This window comes from Rivularia sp. UHCC 0363, from assembly GCF_034931125.1.
Lineage (GTDB): Bacteria > Cyanobacteriota > Cyanobacteriia > Cyanobacteriales > Nostocaceae > Rivularia.
On record NZ_JAYGHM010000059.1, the window covers coordinates 22268 to 37765 of the forward strand.

A 15498-nucleotide genomic window follows, 5' to 3' on the forward strand; every position below is an offset into this window, starting at 1 on the left:
CCCGATATTATTATGCGAATTTTTAAATCTCCTGCTCCAGAAACCCAAACACGCGATCGCATTTTGCAAGCAGCACAAAAATTGTTTGCTTCTCAAGGGTTTGACGGTACTACTACTCGTGACTTAGCACAAAAAGCAGGGGTTGCTGAAGGAACTCTATTCCGCCATTTTTCTAATAAAAAAGCCATACTGGTCGAAGTCGCAACCGCTGGCTGGGTAGATATCTTAACAGATTTACTCACCGAATTAAGCGAAATGGGTAGCTACAAAGCAGTGGCCCAAGTCATGCGTCGTCGGATGTGGAATTTACAAAAAAACGCCGATATGATGAAGGTTTGTTTTATGGAAGCCCAATTTCATCCCGACCTGCGCGATCGCATTCAAAAAGAAGTCATCGACAAAATGACTCATGTTGCTGAAGCTTTTTTTCAATCGGCAATGGACAAAGGAATCTACCGTAAGACAGATGCGAAACTTGTCGCTCAGGTATTCTTAGGAATGTTTGCCGTCGCAGGTTTTTCCCATGAAACTCTCATGGAACCCGACGCTTCCCCCCAAGAAAAACAGAAAATGGCAGAAGGATTAGCTGACATCTTCTTAAATGGGGTATTGGAAAAGGAGTGAGGAGTTAAGAGTTAGGAGTAAGCGAATTAAGAATTATGAATTCAAATCTAACTGATAAATATTCAACATCCAAGTTTCATCATTTATAACTCATAACTCATAACTCTTAACTCATAACTTTTTCGCATCCTTAATCCATTGATGCACTTCTTCGATCGGGGGACATAAATCCCGTCGTTGTAACGTTGCTACTTGCAAACGTAAAATTTGCCTGTGCAGTCGATGAGCGGGAGTAGTTAATAACTGCATCACCGAAGCAACACCAGCATGAAGCAACAATCCACAATGTTGGATTCCCACACCGGGAATCCGAGCCAAATCTGCTAAGGCAATCCATTTATTGACAGACTGGACGTTAACTTGTAATTTAGTTGCCAATATTACCTTTTCTTCTAAATTTTTTCCTTGCTCGATTAAAGCTAAAGTATTTGGAACACCGCAATTCTTTAAATTATCAATTTCGTCTTGACTCAATCCCGGCAATTCCTCAATTGACCAGTTACTCTCTCTAATACCACTAATTTTAGTTTTCAAGGACATATCAGTTATTAATTATTAGTTAGAAATTAAAAGCTAGGAGTTAGAAGTTATAAGTTAAAAATTCTACCCCTTATACCCACTGTAACGTTATTTTCAATTCCAAATTCTCAAACCATGACAACAACTTCTACTTCCAATTTATTGGCAGATATTCTACGTCAAAGACGAGAAAAGTTAGCTAAATTAATCGATTTTCCGGCAATTTTATGGTCTGGAAGTCCTAGCCCTCGTAATTTTACTGCAAATATCTTTCCCCATCGTCCTAGCAGTCATTTTCTCTATTTTGCCGGATTGCCTTTACAAAATGCGGCGATTCGCCTGGAAGCGGGTAAACTGCTATTATTCATGGATAATCCTGGAGCCAGTAGCGCTCTTTGGCATGGAGAAATGCCCACCCGCGACCAAATTGCCGAGCAAATTGGTGCAGATGCAGCTTACCCAATGGTAGAGTTAAAATCGCATTTGCAAGGTGTAGCAACAATTGCCGTACAGGATGCAGCTTCGTGGACGCAACAGTCACAATTATTAGATAGATGGATTTTACCCCTAAGTGCGCCGGAAAATATCGATTTAGAATTACAATTAGCTATTGTAGAACTGCGTCTCACCCATGATGAAGCCGGATTAGCTGAAATACGCAATGCCGTAAGCGTTACTGTAGAAGCACATAAAGCCGGTATGGCTGCAACATCTACAGCTAAAACAGAAGCACAAGTTAGGGCAGCTATGGAAGCGGCAATTATTTCTCATAATATGACTACATCCTACAACAGTATTGTCACGGTGCGCGGGGAAGTTTTGCATAACGAACATTATGGAAACACTTTACAACCCTATGACTTACTGCTTGCGGATGTGGGTGCGGAAACTCGCACGGGTTGGGCTGCTGATGTTACCCGGACTTGGGCTGTAAACGGTAAATTTTCATCTACCCAAAGAGATATTTATGATGTGGTTTTAGCCGCGCATGATACCTGTATTAATAAAATACGTCCCGGTGTCGAATACGAAGAGATTCATCTTTGTGCTTGTCAGGTTATTGCTGAAGGTTTGGTAAATTTAGGCATTTTACAAGGTAATTCTGAAGAATTAGTTGATATGGATGCTCATGCATTGTTTTTCCCCCACGGTATCGGTCATTTACTGGGTTTAGACGTGCATGATATGGAAGATTTGGGAGATTTAGCAGGATATGAACCGGGAAGAGAAAGAAGCGATCGCTTCGGTTTGGGTTATTTACGCTTAAATCGACCTTTGCGTGTGGGAATGTTGGTCACAATTGAACCCGGTTTTTATCAAGTACCCGCGATTATAAACAATGCTCAAAACCGCGAATCCTTTGGTAAATACGTCAACTGGGAACGTTTATCTCAATTTTCCGATGTCCGAGGAATCCGCATCGAAGATGACGTTTTAGTTACCGATAATGCTAGCGAAGTTTTAACGGCAGCTTTACCCACATCAGCGGATGCTGTGGAACAGTTGACAGTGAGCAGTGAACAGTGAACAGTATTTAATTTGTCAATGCGTAAAATCACTACTTCACTTCTTCAATACAGGTATTGAAATTAATAGTCATAATACTTTACATTTGTTAACAAATAACCAAATTTTTAAAAAACTGATTGTTTTCTAAACTGTATTTGATGGAATGTTGTAAACAAAATGAAAGTAAAATGGCGGAAATTATTTATTGAAACTTCTGCATGGGTAACTACCGAAGTTATGTTAAATGTAGTTGGTTTGGATAATTTGGCAGACTATAGCGAATTTGTTTTTCAAAGTAAAGTTATAGCCGATGCAACTGAAGCTTTTTCTAACTTGATTACTTTAGTGTCATAGAACTATATTCTTCCGATAATTCAATACCAAGCTATTCATTTTCAAAAATTGCACCTTCTCGCTTTAAATAAAGTTTGACATCTTCGCTAATGCCTATATTTTGCCCGAAGCGAGCATTTATAACTTTTGCATTTAGTAGATTGGTGTTGGTTAAATTTGCTTGTCTTAAATCGGCATTAGATAAATTAGCGTTTTCAAGGTTACTATTTTCTAAGTTAGCTTTTTCTAAACAAGCTTCGTTTAAATTGGCATTTTTTAAATTAGCGTTATCTAACTGAGCATTGTTCAAATTAACTGATGCTAAGTTGGCATCTTTTAACTTGGCCGTACATAGTTGAGCATCTTTGAGAATAGCGCGAGTTAGGTTAGCATTATTAAGTTTTATATTATTCATATAGGCACAAGTTAAATCGGCATTAACTAACTGAGCATTTTTAAGGTTAGCATTCCATAAATAAGCTTTATGAAGTTGGGCATTAGTCAAATTAGCATTTACTAATTTAGCATCGCTTAGATTTGCGCTGACTAATTGGGTTCCTATTAAGCAAGCATCATTAAGCTGGGCTGTACTAAGATTGGTATCTCTTAAGTTAGCGTTATTTAGATTCGCACCTGTTAACTTAATGCTGTTGAGATTTGCACCTGCTAATTGAGCATTGACTAATTTGGCATTTGTTAAATCAGCTTCACTCAAATCAACTCCAATCAATTGGGTATCTGTTAAATTAGCACCGCTTAATTCAACACCACTCAAATACATATTGTTGAGATTAGCACCAATTAACTTAACCTCTTTTAATTCAGCAAAAATTAAGTTCAAACTACCAGGATTTTTCCCTTGGGCAATTTGATCGAGTATTTGTTCTCGGATGTTAAGTTGCTGTTGAATTTCTGCGCTACTAGATTCAACGTTCTGAAGTCTTGAATATTTTTGTTTGTTCCAAATATTTACAACAGTAAAAGCCAAACCAGCGGCTAAACTGAGACTAATTAATAAAATTGAAGATTTGTTTGTTGTTATTAATGATGTAAACATATAACTTGTCATAACTATAGAGATTAATTTAAATGTGAAAAATAGTTTAAGTTTAGTTTCTTCCGGTATACTATTCTTTTTAGAGCTAGTTGGATTCATATTTATATTTAATATTTTTTTTAAGTAATGTAATAAATAATTTAACTTAACTTAATTTAATTGGATTTAATTAATTTAATTTTAATTTATGCTTATGCGATCGCCATGAGAAAAAGTCAGGACTTACGCAATTGTCACAATACTCTAATTGGTGCGTGAGACAAAAACCTTATTACTACGTTAAAAATCAGTCAAAGTGTCACAGCACCCTACAAGAAAATATGCCTTTTTGCTAGGTCTTAAAAATAGATAAATATTAGATATTATCCACTTTATAGATATTTAGATTTGTGTCTATATTTATATATAGTATATAAACGTTACGTGCGAATGGCAATGATAGAGTATTTAAAAATACGCCGAGGATATTCTGTATGACATTGATTCCGGTTAAATTAATCGAGTTTAAAGGGATTTGATTCCTACTCCCCAGTTTCGCCGTATTGCCTTATAGAAATGCGTTTCTCAATTAAAAACTATTAAGCTGTTATATAGCGCCTTAATATGCTGGCTGAGTAATAGTAATTGAATTATGTTTGACGCACTAGCTGACCGTTTAGAATCCACCTGGAAAAAGCTCCGGGGACAAGATAAAATTTCTCAATCCAACATCCAGGAAGCTCTGAAGGAAGTACGTAGAGCCTTATTAGAAGCGGATGTTAACCTCGAAGTAGTCAAAGAATTTGTTAGCGAAGTTGAAGCCAAGGCACAAGGGGCTGAGGTATTAACTGGAGTACGTCCCGACCAGCAGTTTATCAAAATAGTTAATGACGAACTGGTCAAGGTGATGGGGGAAACCAACGTTCCTCTCGTACAAGCCGAAGTTGCACCTACAGTTATTTTGATGGCTGGTTTGCAGGGTACGGGTAAAACCACCGCTACAGCGAAGTTAGCCTTACATCTGAGAAAATTAGAACGCAGTTGCTTGATGGTTGCTACAGACGTTTACCGTCCGGCTGCGATCGATCAATTAATAACTTTGGGTCAACAAATTGACGTGCCGGTATTTGAACTGGGAAGCGACGCAAATCCAGTTGAAATTGCCCGTCAGGGAGTGGAACGCGCTAGAGCAGAAGGAATCGATACCGTAATTATTGATACCGCCGGTCGTCTGCAAATTGACGAAAATATGATGGCGGAGTTAGCTCAGGTTAAACAAACCGTCCAGCCCCATGAAACGCTGCTGGTCGTAGATGCGATGACTGGTCAAGAAGCGGCAAATTTGACCCGTACTTTCCACGATCAAATTGGTATTACTGGTGCAATTTTAACCAAGTTAGATGGTGATAGCCGTGGTGGTGCTGCGCTGTCGGTAAGAAGAATTTCCGGAGCGCCGATTAAGTTTGTTGGTGTGGGCGAAAAAGTCGAAGCGCTACAGCCCTTTTATCCCGAAAGAATGGCATCGCGAATTCTGGGAATGGGGGATGTCTTAACTCTGGTAGAAAAAGCCCAAGAAGAGTTTGACCTCGCCGATGCCGAAAAAATGACAGAGAAAATGCTGTCAGCAAAGTTTGATTTTACCGACTTTCTCAAACAACTGCGTTTGCTGAAAAATATGGGTTCCCTCGGAGGTATCATGAAGATGATTCCGGGGATGGGCAAAATTTCCAACGAGCAACTCGAACAAGGACAGTCTCAGCTGAAACGCTGCGAAGCCATGATTAAGTCCATGACTATGGAAGAACGCAAAAACCCCGATATATTGGCAAGTTCTCCCAGTCGTCGGCGACGGATTGCATCTGGAAGTGGCTATAAAGAAAAAGATATTAGCAAGCTAGTGGGCGACTTTCAGAGAATGCGGAATATGATGCAGCAAATGGGACAAGGTAACTTTCCCGGAATGCCTGGAGGCGGTATGTTCGACGGTATGGGTGGCACAATGGCTGCTGGAAATCCTGCTGCACCCGGATGGAGGGGCGGAGCTAGCGGTAAAAAGAAACCGAAAAAAGAGAAAAAAAAGAAAGGTTTCGGCACACTTTAGAAAAGGATTGTGGGAAAAGGCATTCATTAATAATTTATTAATAACTTATGTTCACCTTTGACCTCTAACCTTTAACCTTTGACCTGATAAAATAGCGCTTCATGCCGTGCGAGTGCTAAAATTATCATTTGCTACTTCTGGCGAATTTTTATCTTGCTGCCATGAAGAGCATTAGCCTTTTAGGTGAAATGCTTTCATAATGTTAAATAGGATTTATCGCCTACTAGTAGTCAACCAACACCATTAAAATTAGGAGAATAACTTCTTAATCATGATTAAACTTCGCCTCAAGCGATTCGGCAAAAAACGAGAAGCTAGTTACCGCATAATCGCCATCAATAACCTTGCTCGTCGTGATGGTCGTCCCTTGGAAGAATTGGGTTTTTATAATCCTCGAACTAATGAAGTCAAATTAGACGTTCCCGGCATAGTTAAAAGATTACAACAGGGCGCTCAACCATCTGATACCGTGCGTCGCATTTTAACAAAAAATAATGTTTTTGAACAAGTCCGTGCAGAAGCTGTATCCTCATAACGTAGGAGAAACAAATCCCCGTACAATTCCCAATTACATCGATCTAGTGAAGTTCTTAATTGAGCCGTTTTTGGAGTCTCCAGAATCTCTAAGCGTTGATTGCGAAATTTCTAGCAGCAAACGAGCTTGGATTCGGATTGCCTTTGATAATGCAGATAAAGGTAAAGTCTTTGGTCGTGGAGGACGCAACATTCAGGCTATTCGCACGGTAATTTCTGCGGCTGCTCAAGTTGCTGAACAATCGGCATACTTAGATGTTTACGGTAGTAATGATCGCATTGATGCACCTGCATCTACAAATACTACTGATACTAATGGCGAAGAACGAAATACACAATTACCGATGCCCAAACCTAAAGTAAGACAAAACGATCGACCCACAAATTTCACTCAACCCCGAACTCGTATTTGATGTTGAAACAATATTAATTATTTATTTATTGTTTCGTGCTTGATTCGCTATCAGCCCTACGGCTGATAGTAAACAGCAATTAAGTTGAAATATTGCTCGCAAAATAGGTTAGTCTCCCCATCGGAGCCTCTTTATAAAAATTACTACTTACTAATAATAAACACTATGGCAGATGCCATAACGATAGAACTGCCTGATATACCGAGTGCTATAGCCTTAGCGGGAAGCGAGGAAGAAAACCTCAAAACCCTATCGCGACAAACTGGAGCCACTATAGTACTACGGGGACAAGAATTATACGTTAGCGGTACTGAAAACCAAATCGATTTGGTTCGTCGGTTAGTTAAATCCCTAGAAGATATTTGGACGAAGGGCAATATACTATCTCTTGCCGATATCTTAACTGCGCGTCAAGCCTTGGATACTCATCGAGAAGATGAACTGCAAACATTACAAAAGGATGTACTTGCTAAAACCCGTCGCGGCGAACAGATTCGCGCTAAAACCTTTCGTCAGCGGCAGTATATTGAAGCAATACGTAAGCGTGACTTGACATTTTGCATCGGACCTGCTGGTACTGGTAAAACATTTTTGGCGGTTGTGGTTGCCGTCCAAGCACTGCTTGATAACAAGTATGAGAAACTTATTTTAACTCGTCCTGCCGTTGAAGCCGGTGAAAAACTCGGCTTTTTACCAGGAGACTTGCAGCAGAAAGTTAATCCTTATTTGCGTCCGCTTTATGATGCGATCAACGAATTTATCGATCCCGATAAAGTCCCATCGTTAATTGAAAAAGGAGTGATTGAAGTTGCACCCCTAGCCTATATGCGGGGAAGAACTTTAAGTAATGCATTTGTGATTGTGGACGAAGCTCAAAACACCACACCAGCCCAGATGAAAATGCTGTTAACTCGTTTGGGTTTCCGTTCCCGCATGGTAGTAACGGGTGACATGACGCAAAGCGATTTACCATCACAGCAACAATCGGGATTAATGACAGCCTTTCAAATTTTAAAGCACGTAGAAGGCATCGCATTTTGTGAATTTTCTCAAAAAGATGTCGTGCGTCATCCCCTAGTGCAGCGGATTGTCGCTGCTTACGAGCAGTTTGAGAAATGATGGGGAGATGGGGGGATAGGGGGATGGGGTGATGAGGTGATGGGGTGATGGGGGGATGGGGAGATGGGGAGATGGGGAGAAACAATTTTAAATTGCTGACTCCTCACTCCGGTGATCCTAACCTTTATAACTTTTAACCTTTAACCTTACTAAGGCATTTGTCGAACGCTAATTGGAAAAGTTGAGTTATAGGCTCCACCTCCATTACCGATCGCAATGGTTTTACCGTCGGGACTAAAAGCGGTGGAGGTGGGATAAATTTGGTCGTAATTTTGAGGGTTATTAGCAGCTTGGACTAAGGTCTTTATGACTTTTCCGGTAGTTAAATTCCACATTATGACTGCACCATCTAATGTGGTTGTGACAACGCTTTGACTATCTTTTCCTAAAGTTGCAGAGGTAATGCCTTCAATATCTGATACGCTAAAACTATTAACTAATTTACCAGTATTTAAATCCCAAACGTTGATTTTTGGGTCTGTGGCATTAACTAGATACTTTCCGTCGGGAGTAAAGCCGATAAAGCTAATAACGTTGCCATTGTCATTAATGCTACTAATCAATTTTCCCGTTTCTAAATTCCATAATTTAACTGTTTTATCAGCATCACCTTTGAGGGAACCTCCACCGCTAGCAAGAATTTTTCCGTCGGGACTAATCGCAACTGAACGGACTTCGCTAGTATGTCCGGTTAAGGTACGAATCAATGTTCCGGTTTGTGGGTTCCAAAATTTAATTGTTTTATCGTAACTACCGCTAACAAGAGTTTTACCGTCGGGAGTTATTGCAAGCGTTGTAACTCCTTGGGAATGTCCAGTGAGTGTACGAAGCAGTTTTTTAGTTTTCATGCTCCATACTTTAATTACTTTACTTGTATTGGGTCCTGCCGTACCTCCAGCAGTAAAGAAAAGCTGTCCGTCGGGACTAATAATAACGGCGTTTACCCCATCTTTGTGTCCGTCCAGCGTAGCTATCAGTTTACCATTTGTCAGGTTCCAGACTTTGACGGTGTAGTCGTAGCTACCACTAACTAAAGTTTTTCCATCGGGACTAAAAGCTAAAGCTTCGATATCCCATATATGTCCTTTTAAGGTAAAGGTGGGTTTGGTTGGTTGGGACTTTGAAGTAGGTGTTTGAGCAGAAGTTAAAGCTATTTGAGTTAAATTAATTCCACCTATTAAAATTGCTGCTACAACTGACGCGATCGCACTTTTGTGGAAAAATTGTTTGTAATTCATGTTGACTAAAAGCCATTTAGGGCTGGATTATTGCAATTGCGTTTATTTATTTCTTTATTTAGCTTTTATCATATTGGCGATACAAATATATATAGTCAATGTCAAAAAAATAAATTTGGCGTTGATTCCGCTATAGGAAGAGCAAAAAAATAATTAATTTTAATAATTCACGATTTATTTTTATATGAAAATAAATCATATTTTAGCTTGATAATTAATATTCTTAGGGTGCATCCCACTTTTTAAAATGAAAAACCAAGAATTGGGGGAGAATCCCCCAAACCCCCTCCGCAAAAATCTTTTCGGTTTTATGATTATTTTTAAAATACAAAATAAAAAGTGGGATGCTCCCATATTCTTAAAAGAGAACTGAATTATTTATCACGCCAGTCCTCTCATCTTAACTATTTACTATTCTGTAATTAGCTAGTTGCTATTAGCCACTATTTGTTGGCATTTATCCAGATAATTATTCACTTCTGAATGTTGAGGAAATAGTCTCTTGACTAGCTGAAATTTTTGCAATGCTTGCTCGTAATTTCCTTGACTGTAAAGTTGCAAGCCTTGACGATACTGCTGGTTTACTAATCCCTGTTGATTGTTAATCTTGGCAGAATCGAGAAACTCTTGAATTGTATTACTGGTAAAAAGAAATGTAAAATTATCGTTGGGACCAAAGGTGACTAAACCGATAACTTCGCCATTATCGTTGAGAACAGGACCACCTGAATTCCCATTTGGTACAGGGGCTGTAATTTGTAAAACAGGTGTACCGTCCAACAGATTTTTCTTAGCAGAAATTTGACCGCGAGTAAAGCTAGCTTCGTAAAAAGATTCATCGTTAAATAAGGCTGAATTTTCAACTAATCCCGGATATCCAACTACCGTTACTGAATCTAAAAGTTTCACCTGGCTAGATTCTGCAAGTTTGAGAGTAGGAGCATTGATGACATCAACTTTGATGATGGAAACATCTTTACCTTAATGTCACCTACACCTATGTGAGTTATACCCAAAGAAAATCGCGCAATTAACGACTTTTTATTTAGTATCTATATAACTTCCTAAAAATTCTGAAAATATTGGCGATATAGCTTGCAACGTATTATCACTTCGTCATTTAACAAATTTACTAAACCCAGGGCTTTTAATTTATACCTAACTGCATCACTGAATTTCCCAGTACTGGGTGAATTAACAATTTCTGTCATGGCTGTGCCTAATTCCTGTTCCTTTGTCAAAATTAAGCTCAGGTGACGCAGATGATTGCTGAAAATTCCAGATACGGTGGATGCTGTTTCTAACAAATTGGTCAAAGTAATACCATCATGAGCTATTTTATACAAAGCCAGACGCACTAAATAGGGATGTCCGCCAATCATATCTCGCAATTGCTCAACTTCTGTACTACTCCATTCTAGTTGGTGACGCTGGGCTAAATCTAGGATTTGTGTGGGGGTAAATTCTGGTAATTCTATGGGTAAACCGACGTTAAATGGGGATTGGTTGATATCCATCGGTACATAAGCTTCGGTGGAATGTACTATCACTAAACGGAGTTTTTTCCAGATTTCTTGTTGTCTTCCTTCTTGATGGAGAGAACGCAATAGTCCAAAAAAGTCTTTGTAAATTCCTGGATACTCAAATAATCTATCTACTTCTTCCAGTGCTAAGGTGAGAGGTTGATTGATTTTGGGAAGTAGATATCGCTCTAGATAATATTTGACAGCCAGTTTACTACCAATACGTGGAGCCAATTTCCAATGCTCGTCTAATTTTTCAAATTGCAATTGATGATAGCCCGGAGCAAATGAGGTTACGTTTGACTGGGTTGGTAGTGGAATATCAGAAAAATTTAAGGGTTTATAACCAAATTTATGCAGAAGTATTTGATTTACAGTGGGTCGTTCGAGAACAATATAAAACTAGCCCACGTTTTTATGAAAATAAAATATCTAATTGGTTAAAATCTGGCAAAAGCAAATTTAAATTATTATCGGGTAAACAACTTAAAGAAGCTATAAAGTGGGGAGAAGATAGAAATTTAAATATTAAGGACTATCAATTTATAGCAGAGAGTAAACAATTTAGCCTACTAAAAAGAAGCACCATCGCAATTTTGTCATTGGCTTTGTCAGCCGGAACTGGGGTATTTTTAGTATACGCTCAACAACGTGAGCAAGCTAAGCAAGTTACTAAATTAGAAACAAATAGCTTGACTGCATTAAGAGAATTTGAAAATACACAACTCGAATCTTTATCTCTGGTAATGGAAACAGCTTATCAATTAAAAAAAATTGTGGGGGATAGCATTGATGATTTAGAAAAATATCCAACCGTTACTCCGTTATTAGCATTAAGAACAATTTTAGATGATACTCGTCTCCGCCAAATTAATGAATTTAAACCTGGTCAAGAGGGAATTAATGCTTTATCTTTGATCAAAGATAAAGGTCAACAACAAGAAAATGAGATAGCAACGAATATTCTTTAGCAGCTAAACATATTAAATGATGTACTTGTTATAATCATCTGATAAACATTTAGGAAAGCTTGAAAAATGCGCCAATTTCCCCTTGGAGAACTCCAAAATCCCCACAGTAATGCTTTAGAACAAGCTGCGACGGAACCAATCGTACTGACAAGTGAATCACAAGCTAGCTATGTAATTATGTCGGTAGAAAATTATGAGCAATTAATGAATCGAGTTGCTCAACTTGAAGATTCAATTTTAGCTCAACAAGCACAAATAGCTGTGGCAAATTCTCAAATGCTTGGTTCAGAGATTTTTACAGCAGAACTTGAACGTTTAGCAGCACTTGATGACTAATTTGTAGTATGGCGAAATTAGACGGTTTAGAAACAGTTCTCGATTTTCTCAAAGGTTTACAACCTAAAATAGCTGCCCAAATAGCAAAAAAAGTAATGTCGCTGAATGTTGACCCATTACCCGCAGATTATAAAGAATTAACAGGTTATTCAGGATACTATCGCGTGGAATAAGAGAGAATATCGTATTGTTTATCGCTTTGATGTAGATGCAGATTTGGTCGAAGTAATTTTAGTTGGTAAACGTAACGACGATGAAGTGTATAGGCAACTCAAGCGTTTGCTGGGTTAGAGATTTTTAGTGCGATGTCTAACGACAAGCCTTACGGCTACGCGCTACCTGTCATTCAACGGATTGGAAAGTTCCGTTAAAATAAATAGCACAGTCATTGGGCCCAAAGCTATGAGCAATCAAGAACTAGAGCAACAACTCCTCAGCCTCAACAAAGCCGAAAGAATTCGCATCCTTCAACTTTTGGCTCAAAGCTTGACAGTGCCATCATCACAGGCATCTCTAACCCCTGACGAAATTGATTTAACTCGCGTAGCCGTAAGGTTTGTCGCTAGACATCGCAGTCCTCAGCATCCCCTACGCAAAATCCCCTTGACAATTCCTCCAGATTTTGACGAACCCATGCCTGAATTATGGGATGCTTTGGGACAATGATTTTACTAGACACCCACATTTGGCTTTGGTGGCTCCACTCCCCAGAATAGCTTTCTGAGCGTGGACGTACCCTATTAACCATAGGCGAAAACCAAAATGCCCTTATTGTTTCTGCCATTTCTGTATGGGAAATTGCAGTTAAGCACAGTAATGGGAAACTACCACTCCCCCTTCCCATCAATGAATGGTTTGCACTTGCAACAACTCGACCTGGAATCACCATAGAACCACTCGATCCACTCGATGCAATCGCCAGTACCCAATTAGCCGGTGACTTCCATAAAGACCCAGCCGATCGTATTATTGTTGCGATCGCCTACCGCCGCAATATAGAACTTATGACCTGCGATCAAAAAATTCTCAACTATCCACACATCAAAACAGTTTGGTAAGTGCGATGTCTAACGACAAGCCTTACGGCTACGCACTTATTCAGCCTATTTTATCTAGTAGCGTTTCATTAATAACCGTTTGATATCCTATTCCTCGTTTTTCTGCCTCTTCCTTTGCCCAGGCTATGATTTTAGGATGAAATCTGATGGAAACCGGCTCATACTTTTCCTCTTCATTTTTAGCTGGTCGTCCACGCTTCCTAAGTGTAACCCCAAACTGATCTGCGATCGCATCTCTGAATTTTTGGTTTTCCTCTGCTGTAACTCGTCTTGCTTTGTCAAAAGGAAACTCACATTCCTGATTCATATTGTTGACACTCCCTTTTTGTCGCTTTTCTCGCGCTAATTATCCTTATTCGCTCATCTCGCATGGTAAAAACAACCACAACAATTGAGCCATCTTCCATTTCACCAATTGCCCATTCCCTTTCTTCTCCCTGAGAATGGCTAGAGTCCTCCGTAAACATAAGATAAGGGTCGGCAAAAACTGTTACAGCTTCCTCAAATTGAATACCATGCTTCAAAAAATTTGACTCAGCTTTATTTTCATCCCACTCAAAGCGCATTTATAGTATATACCAAAAACATTGTCTTTGCCATCCTACACCGACTTGGGCTTTGGCATTAAGCTCTGCTTGTCGCCTTTGTTAGGGTTGTAGGAATTAATTGTGCGATCGCATTGTTTATTTAATTTAAATTTTATTAAATAGAACTTGAAATAAATTATTTTAAATTTTTAATTCTCAATTACTAATGTCCAATTCTCTATGCCCAACTTGGTTAACACTTTTAAAAAAACATCGCGTTATTGCTGTAATTCGGGCTGAGAAAAGAGAATTAGCCAGACAAATGGCTTTAGCAGTGGCATCTGGCGGAATGCAGTTAATAGAAGTGACCTGGAATACTCCTCAAGCTGCAAAACTGGTCGTAGAATTGCGTAGAGAACTACCTGACTGTATTATTGGTGCGGGTACGCTATTAAGTTTGTCACAAATGCATGAAGCCATACAAGCCGGGTCACAATTTCTTTTTACTCCTCACATTGACCCAGAAATAATTCAAGCGGCTGTCAATTTAAATGTACCAATTATACCGGGAGCGTTGACTCCTACAGAAATTATGACAGCTTGGAATCTAGGTGCAACTTGCGTCAAAGTTTTTCCCGTACAGGCATTAGGTGGTGTTAAATACATCAAAAATTTGCGATCGCCATTAGGAGAAATTCCCTTGATTCCAACTGGGGGAGTAACTTTAGAGAACGCAGCAGAATTTATCTCTTCAGGTGCGATCGCCATTGGATTAAGTAGTGAGTTATTTCCTAAACATTTAGTTATGTCTGGAGATTGGGACTTAATAACTCAGCAGACAGTGACATTGCTTCAAAAGATAAAGTAAGATAAAAATAGATAAATTCATAGATTTGAACAGAATTCATCTATTAATTAAAGTTAGAAAATAGAATAAATAAAAACGTTGATGTTTGAGAGTATTTACCATGAAAAAACTAATTTTACCTCAGTATATTCGCTATTTCAAAATTTTTGTTGCGGCTGTAACACTGTCGGCTACTATTTTAATTCCTACAAATAAAGTGTTAGGAAATAATACGCAGCGTGTTAGTAAAAAAGTTAGCCAGTTGAAAAAAACCAATCAACGTTGGATTCAAGTAGATTTGTCAGAACAAAGATTAATTGCTTGGCAAGGAAATAAACCTGCTTTTGGAGTTATTGTTTCTACAGGGAAAAGAGCGACTCCTACCCCAATTGGTGTATTTAATATTTATACAAAGTTAAAGAAAACTCGCATGAAAGGTGAAGGCTACGACATTCCTAATGTTCCCCATACTATGTATTATCAAGGTGGTTATGGAATTCACGGCGCATTCTGGCATAATAACTTTGGGACGCGGGTTAGTCATGGTTGCGTCAATTTAGCACCGAACCAAGCTAAAAAATTATTTAATTGGGCATCAGTTGGAACTACTGTGGTTGTACAGCCATAGGAACGAAATTAATTTGTAATCACGTAATCAAACCCGATATCTTCAAGATCCGGGTTTTTTTAGATAAATGGGCAAGGATGGGGTATTTTCTTAATTTCATCAAAATAAAAGCTATGTTCTTAAGTAAGTTTGACAAGCTGTCTTTTGACTTAAATACATTGCTGATTTGATACTTTATTTGT

General features: G+C 38.8%; 20 protein-coding genes and 1 pseudogene. 14 read left to right on the forward strand and 7 right to left on the reverse strand.

Going from position 1 to position 15498, the window contains the following annotated elements; all coding sequences use genetic code 11:
- The first annotated feature begins 12 nt into the window (after window positions 1–12).
- Window positions 13–624 carry a TetR/AcrR family transcriptional regulator gene (locus VB797_RS26345; RefSeq protein ID WP_323240723.1) on the forward strand — a complete coding sequence of 204 codons (612 nt, stop codon included), beginning with the start codon at window positions 13–15 and terminating at the stop codon, window positions 622–624.
- Between the two features lie 111 nt (window positions 625–735).
- Here VB797_RS26345 and VB797_RS26350 read toward each other — a convergent pair whose 3' ends face one another.
- Window positions 736–1164 carry a DUF4332 domain-containing protein gene (locus VB797_RS26350; protein ID WP_323240724.1) on the reverse strand — a complete coding sequence of 143 codons (429 nt, stop codon included), beginning with the start codon at window positions 1162–1164 and terminating at the stop codon, window positions 736–738.
- Between the two features lie 114 nt (window positions 1165–1278).
- On the opposite strand from VB797_RS26350, the gene VB797_RS26355 reads away from it, so the two are divergent.
- Both VB797_RS26355 and VB797_RS26360 read left to right on the forward strand, forming a co-directional pair.
- The gene (locus VB797_RS26355) at window positions 1279–2670 is read left to right on the forward strand and encodes an aminopeptidase P family protein (protein ID WP_323240725.1); all 1392 of its coding nucleotides are present in this window, start codon (window positions 1279–1281) and stop codon (window positions 2668–2670) included.
- Between the two features lie 159 nt (window positions 2671–2829).
- Window positions 2830–3006, forward strand: a complete 177-nt coding sequence (locus VB797_RS26360; protein ID WP_323240726.1) for a hypothetical protein — start codon at window positions 2830–2832, stop codon at window positions 3004–3006.
- Between the two features lie 31 nt (window positions 3007–3037).
- Here VB797_RS26360 and VB797_RS26365 read toward each other — a convergent pair whose 3' ends face one another.
- Complete coding sequence (locus VB797_RS26365; protein ID WP_323240727.1) at window positions 3038–4042, reverse strand: pentapeptide repeat-containing protein; 1005 nt, start codon at window positions 4040–4042, stop codon at window positions 3038–3040.
- 631 nt (window positions 4043–4673) lie between these two features.
- Here VB797_RS26365 and ffh point away from each other — a divergent pair.
- From ffh to VB797_RS26385, 4 genes are all read left to right on the forward strand, one after another.
- On the forward strand, window positions 4674–6122 hold the full coding sequence (ffh, locus tag VB797_RS26370; protein ID WP_323240728.1) for a signal recognition particle protein: 1449 nt from the start codon (window positions 4674–4676) through the stop codon (window positions 6120–6122).
- 271 nt (window positions 6123–6393) lie between these two features.
- On the forward strand, window positions 6394–6657 hold the full coding sequence (gene rpsP / locus VB797_RS26375) for a 30S ribosomal protein S16 (RefSeq protein WP_323240729.1): 264 nt from the start codon (window positions 6394–6396) through the stop codon (window positions 6655–6657).
- Window positions 6617–7069, forward strand: a complete 453-nt coding sequence (locus VB797_RS26380) for a KH domain-containing protein (RefSeq protein WP_323240730.1) — start codon at window positions 6617–6619, stop codon at window positions 7067–7069. The genes rpsP and VB797_RS26380 overlap by 41 nt, the downstream gene beginning before the upstream one ends.
- 165 nt (window positions 7070–7234) lie before the next feature.
- Window positions 7235–8188 carry a PhoH family protein gene (locus tag VB797_RS26385; RefSeq protein ID WP_323240731.1) on the forward strand — a complete coding sequence of 318 codons (954 nt, stop codon included), beginning with the start codon at window positions 7235–7237 and terminating at the stop codon, window positions 8186–8188.
- A 149-nt stretch (window positions 8189–8337) separates the two neighbouring features.
- Here VB797_RS26385 and VB797_RS26390 read toward each other — a convergent pair whose 3' ends face one another.
- The 3 genes from VB797_RS26390 to VB797_RS26400 all read right to left on the reverse strand — a co-directional run bounded on the left by VB797_RS26390 (window position 8338) and on the right by VB797_RS26400 (window position 11183).
- Window positions 8338–9426 (reverse strand): WD40 repeat domain-containing protein, encoded by a 1089-nt coding sequence (locus VB797_RS26390; protein ID WP_323240732.1) that lies wholly within the window; start codon window positions 9424–9426, stop codon window positions 8338–8340.
- A 426-nt stretch (window positions 9427–9852) separates the two neighbouring features.
- Window positions 9853–10392 (reverse strand): trypsin-like peptidase domain-containing protein, encoded by a 540-nt coding sequence (locus tag VB797_RS26395; RefSeq protein ID WP_323240752.1) that lies wholly within the window; start codon window positions 10390–10392, stop codon window positions 9853–9855.
- Window positions 10393–10490: 98 nt separating this feature from the next.
- Window positions 10491–11183 (reverse strand): AAA-like domain-containing protein, encoded by a 693-nt coding sequence (locus VB797_RS26400; RefSeq protein ID WP_323240733.1) that lies wholly within the window; start codon window positions 11181–11183, stop codon window positions 10491–10493.
- Here VB797_RS26400 and VB797_RS26405 point away from each other — a divergent pair.
- The 5 genes and pseudogenes from VB797_RS26405 (at window position 11174) to VB797_RS26425 (ending at window position 13314) form a co-directional block, all read left to right on the forward strand.
- Window positions 11174–11920, forward strand: coding sequence for a hypothetical protein (locus tag VB797_RS26405; protein WP_323240734.1), 747 nt, complete (start codon window positions 11174–11176; stop codon window positions 11918–11920). The two genes, VB797_RS26400 and VB797_RS26405, sit on opposite strands and share 10 nt — an antisense overlap.
- A 66-nt stretch (window positions 11921–11986) precedes the next feature.
- Window positions 11987–12256 (forward strand): type II toxin-antitoxin system prevent-host-death family antitoxin, encoded by a 270-nt coding sequence (locus VB797_RS26410; RefSeq protein ID WP_323240735.1) that lies wholly within the window; start codon window positions 11987–11989, stop codon window positions 12254–12256.
- A gap of 8 nt (window positions 12257–12264) precedes the next feature.
- A pseudogene (locus VB797_RS26415) lies at window positions 12265–12547 on the forward strand (type II toxin-antitoxin system RelE family toxin).
- 111 nt (window positions 12548–12658) lie between these two features.
- Window positions 12659–12922, forward strand: a complete 264-nt coding sequence (locus VB797_RS26420; protein ID WP_323240736.1) for a hypothetical protein — start codon at window positions 12659–12661, stop codon at window positions 12920–12922.
- Window positions 12923–13002: 80 nt separating this feature from the next.
- On the forward strand, window positions 13003–13314 hold the full coding sequence (locus VB797_RS26425) for a type II toxin-antitoxin system VapC family toxin (RefSeq protein ID WP_323240753.1): 312 nt from the start codon (window positions 13003–13005) through the stop codon (window positions 13312–13314).
- Between the two features lie 40 nt (window positions 13315–13354).
- Here VB797_RS26425 and VB797_RS26430 read toward each other — a convergent pair whose 3' ends face one another.
- Together VB797_RS26430 and VB797_RS26435 are read right to left on the reverse strand one after the other, a co-directional pair.
- Complete coding sequence (locus VB797_RS26430) at window positions 13355–13621, reverse strand: BrnA antitoxin family protein (protein ID WP_323240737.1); 267 nt, start codon at window positions 13619–13621, stop codon at window positions 13355–13357.
- Window positions 13605–13880 (reverse strand): BrnT family toxin, encoded by a 276-nt coding sequence (locus VB797_RS26435; protein ID WP_323240738.1) that lies wholly within the window; start codon window positions 13878–13880, stop codon window positions 13605–13607. The genes VB797_RS26430 and VB797_RS26435 overlap by 17 nt, the downstream gene beginning before the upstream one ends.
- A 187-nt stretch (window positions 13881–14067) precedes the next feature.
- Between VB797_RS26435 and VB797_RS26440 the strand changes: the two genes are divergently transcribed.
- Both VB797_RS26440 and VB797_RS26445 read left to right on the forward strand, forming a co-directional pair.
- A complete protein-coding gene (locus VB797_RS26440; protein WP_323240739.1) occupies window positions 14068–14709 on the forward strand; it encodes a bifunctional 4-hydroxy-2-oxoglutarate aldolase/2-dehydro-3-deoxy-phosphogluconate aldolase in 642 nt (213 codons plus the stop codon).
- 100 nt (window positions 14710–14809) lie between these two features.
- Window positions 14810–15316, forward strand: coding sequence for a L,D-transpeptidase (locus VB797_RS26445; RefSeq protein WP_323240740.1), 507 nt, complete (start codon window positions 14810–14812; stop codon window positions 15314–15316).
- The last annotated feature ends 182 nt before the right edge of the window (window positions 15317–15498 follow it).

What these genes read in the sequence shown, in the direction of transcription:
- VB797_RS26420 (WP_323240736.1), top strand. Translation starts at nt 12,659, where the DNA reads ATGAGCAATCAAGAACTAGAGCAACAACTCCTCAGCCTCAACAAAGCC.
- VB797_RS26385 (WP_323240731.1), top strand. Translation starts at nt 7,235, where the DNA reads ATGGCAGATGCCATAACGATAGAACTGCCTGATATACCGAGTGCTATA.
- VB797_RS26380 (WP_323240730.1), top strand. Translation starts at nt 6,617, where the DNA reads ATGTTTTTGAACAAGTCCGTGCAGAAGCTGTATCCTCATAACGTAGGA.
- VB797_RS26345 (WP_323240723.1), top strand. Translation starts at nt 13, where the DNA reads ATGCGAATTTTTAAATCTCCTGCTCCAGAAACCCAAACACGCGATCGC.
- VB797_RS26350 (WP_323240724.1), bottom strand. Translation starts at nt 1,164, where the DNA reads ATGTCCTTGAAAACTAAAATTAGTGGTATTAGAGAGAGTAACTGGTCA.
- VB797_RS26430 (WP_323240737.1), bottom strand. Translation starts at nt 13,621, where the DNA reads ATGAATCAGGAATGTGAGTTTCCTTTTGACAAAGCAAGACGAGTTACA.
- VB797_RS26435 (WP_323240738.1), bottom strand. Translation starts at nt 13,880, where the DNA reads ATGCGCTTTGAGTGGGATGAAAATAAAGCTGAGTCAAATTTTTTGAAG.
- VB797_RS26410 (WP_323240735.1), top strand. Translation starts at nt 11,987, where the DNA reads ATGCGCCAATTTCCCCTTGGAGAACTCCAAAATCCCCACAGTAATGCT.
- VB797_RS26445 (WP_323240740.1), top strand. Translation starts at nt 14,810, where the DNA reads ATGAAAAAACTAATTTTACCTCAGTATATTCGCTATTTCAAAATTTTT.
- VB797_RS26440 (WP_323240739.1), top strand. Translation starts at nt 14,068, where the DNA reads ATGTCCAATTCTCTATGCCCAACTTGGTTAACACTTTTAAAAAAACAT.
- VB797_RS26355 (WP_323240725.1), top strand. Translation starts at nt 1,279, where the DNA reads ATGACAACAACTTCTACTTCCAATTTATTGGCAGATATTCTACGTCAA.
- VB797_RS26360 (WP_323240726.1), top strand. Translation starts at nt 2,830, where the DNA reads ATGAAAGTAAAATGGCGGAAATTATTTATTGAAACTTCTGCATGGGTA.
- VB797_RS26390 (WP_323240732.1), bottom strand. Translation starts at nt 9,426, where the DNA reads ATGAATTACAAACAATTTTTCCACAAAAGTGCGATCGCGTCAGTTGTA.
- rpsP (WP_323240729.1), top strand. Translation starts at nt 6,394, where the DNA reads ATGATTAAACTTCGCCTCAAGCGATTCGGCAAAAAACGAGAAGCTAGT.
- VB797_RS26365 (WP_323240727.1), bottom strand. Translation starts at nt 4,042, where the DNA reads ATGTTTACATCATTAATAACAACAAACAAATCTTCAATTTTATTAATT.
- ffh (WP_323240728.1), top strand. Translation starts at nt 4,674, where the DNA reads ATGTTTGACGCACTAGCTGACCGTTTAGAATCCACCTGGAAAAAGCTC.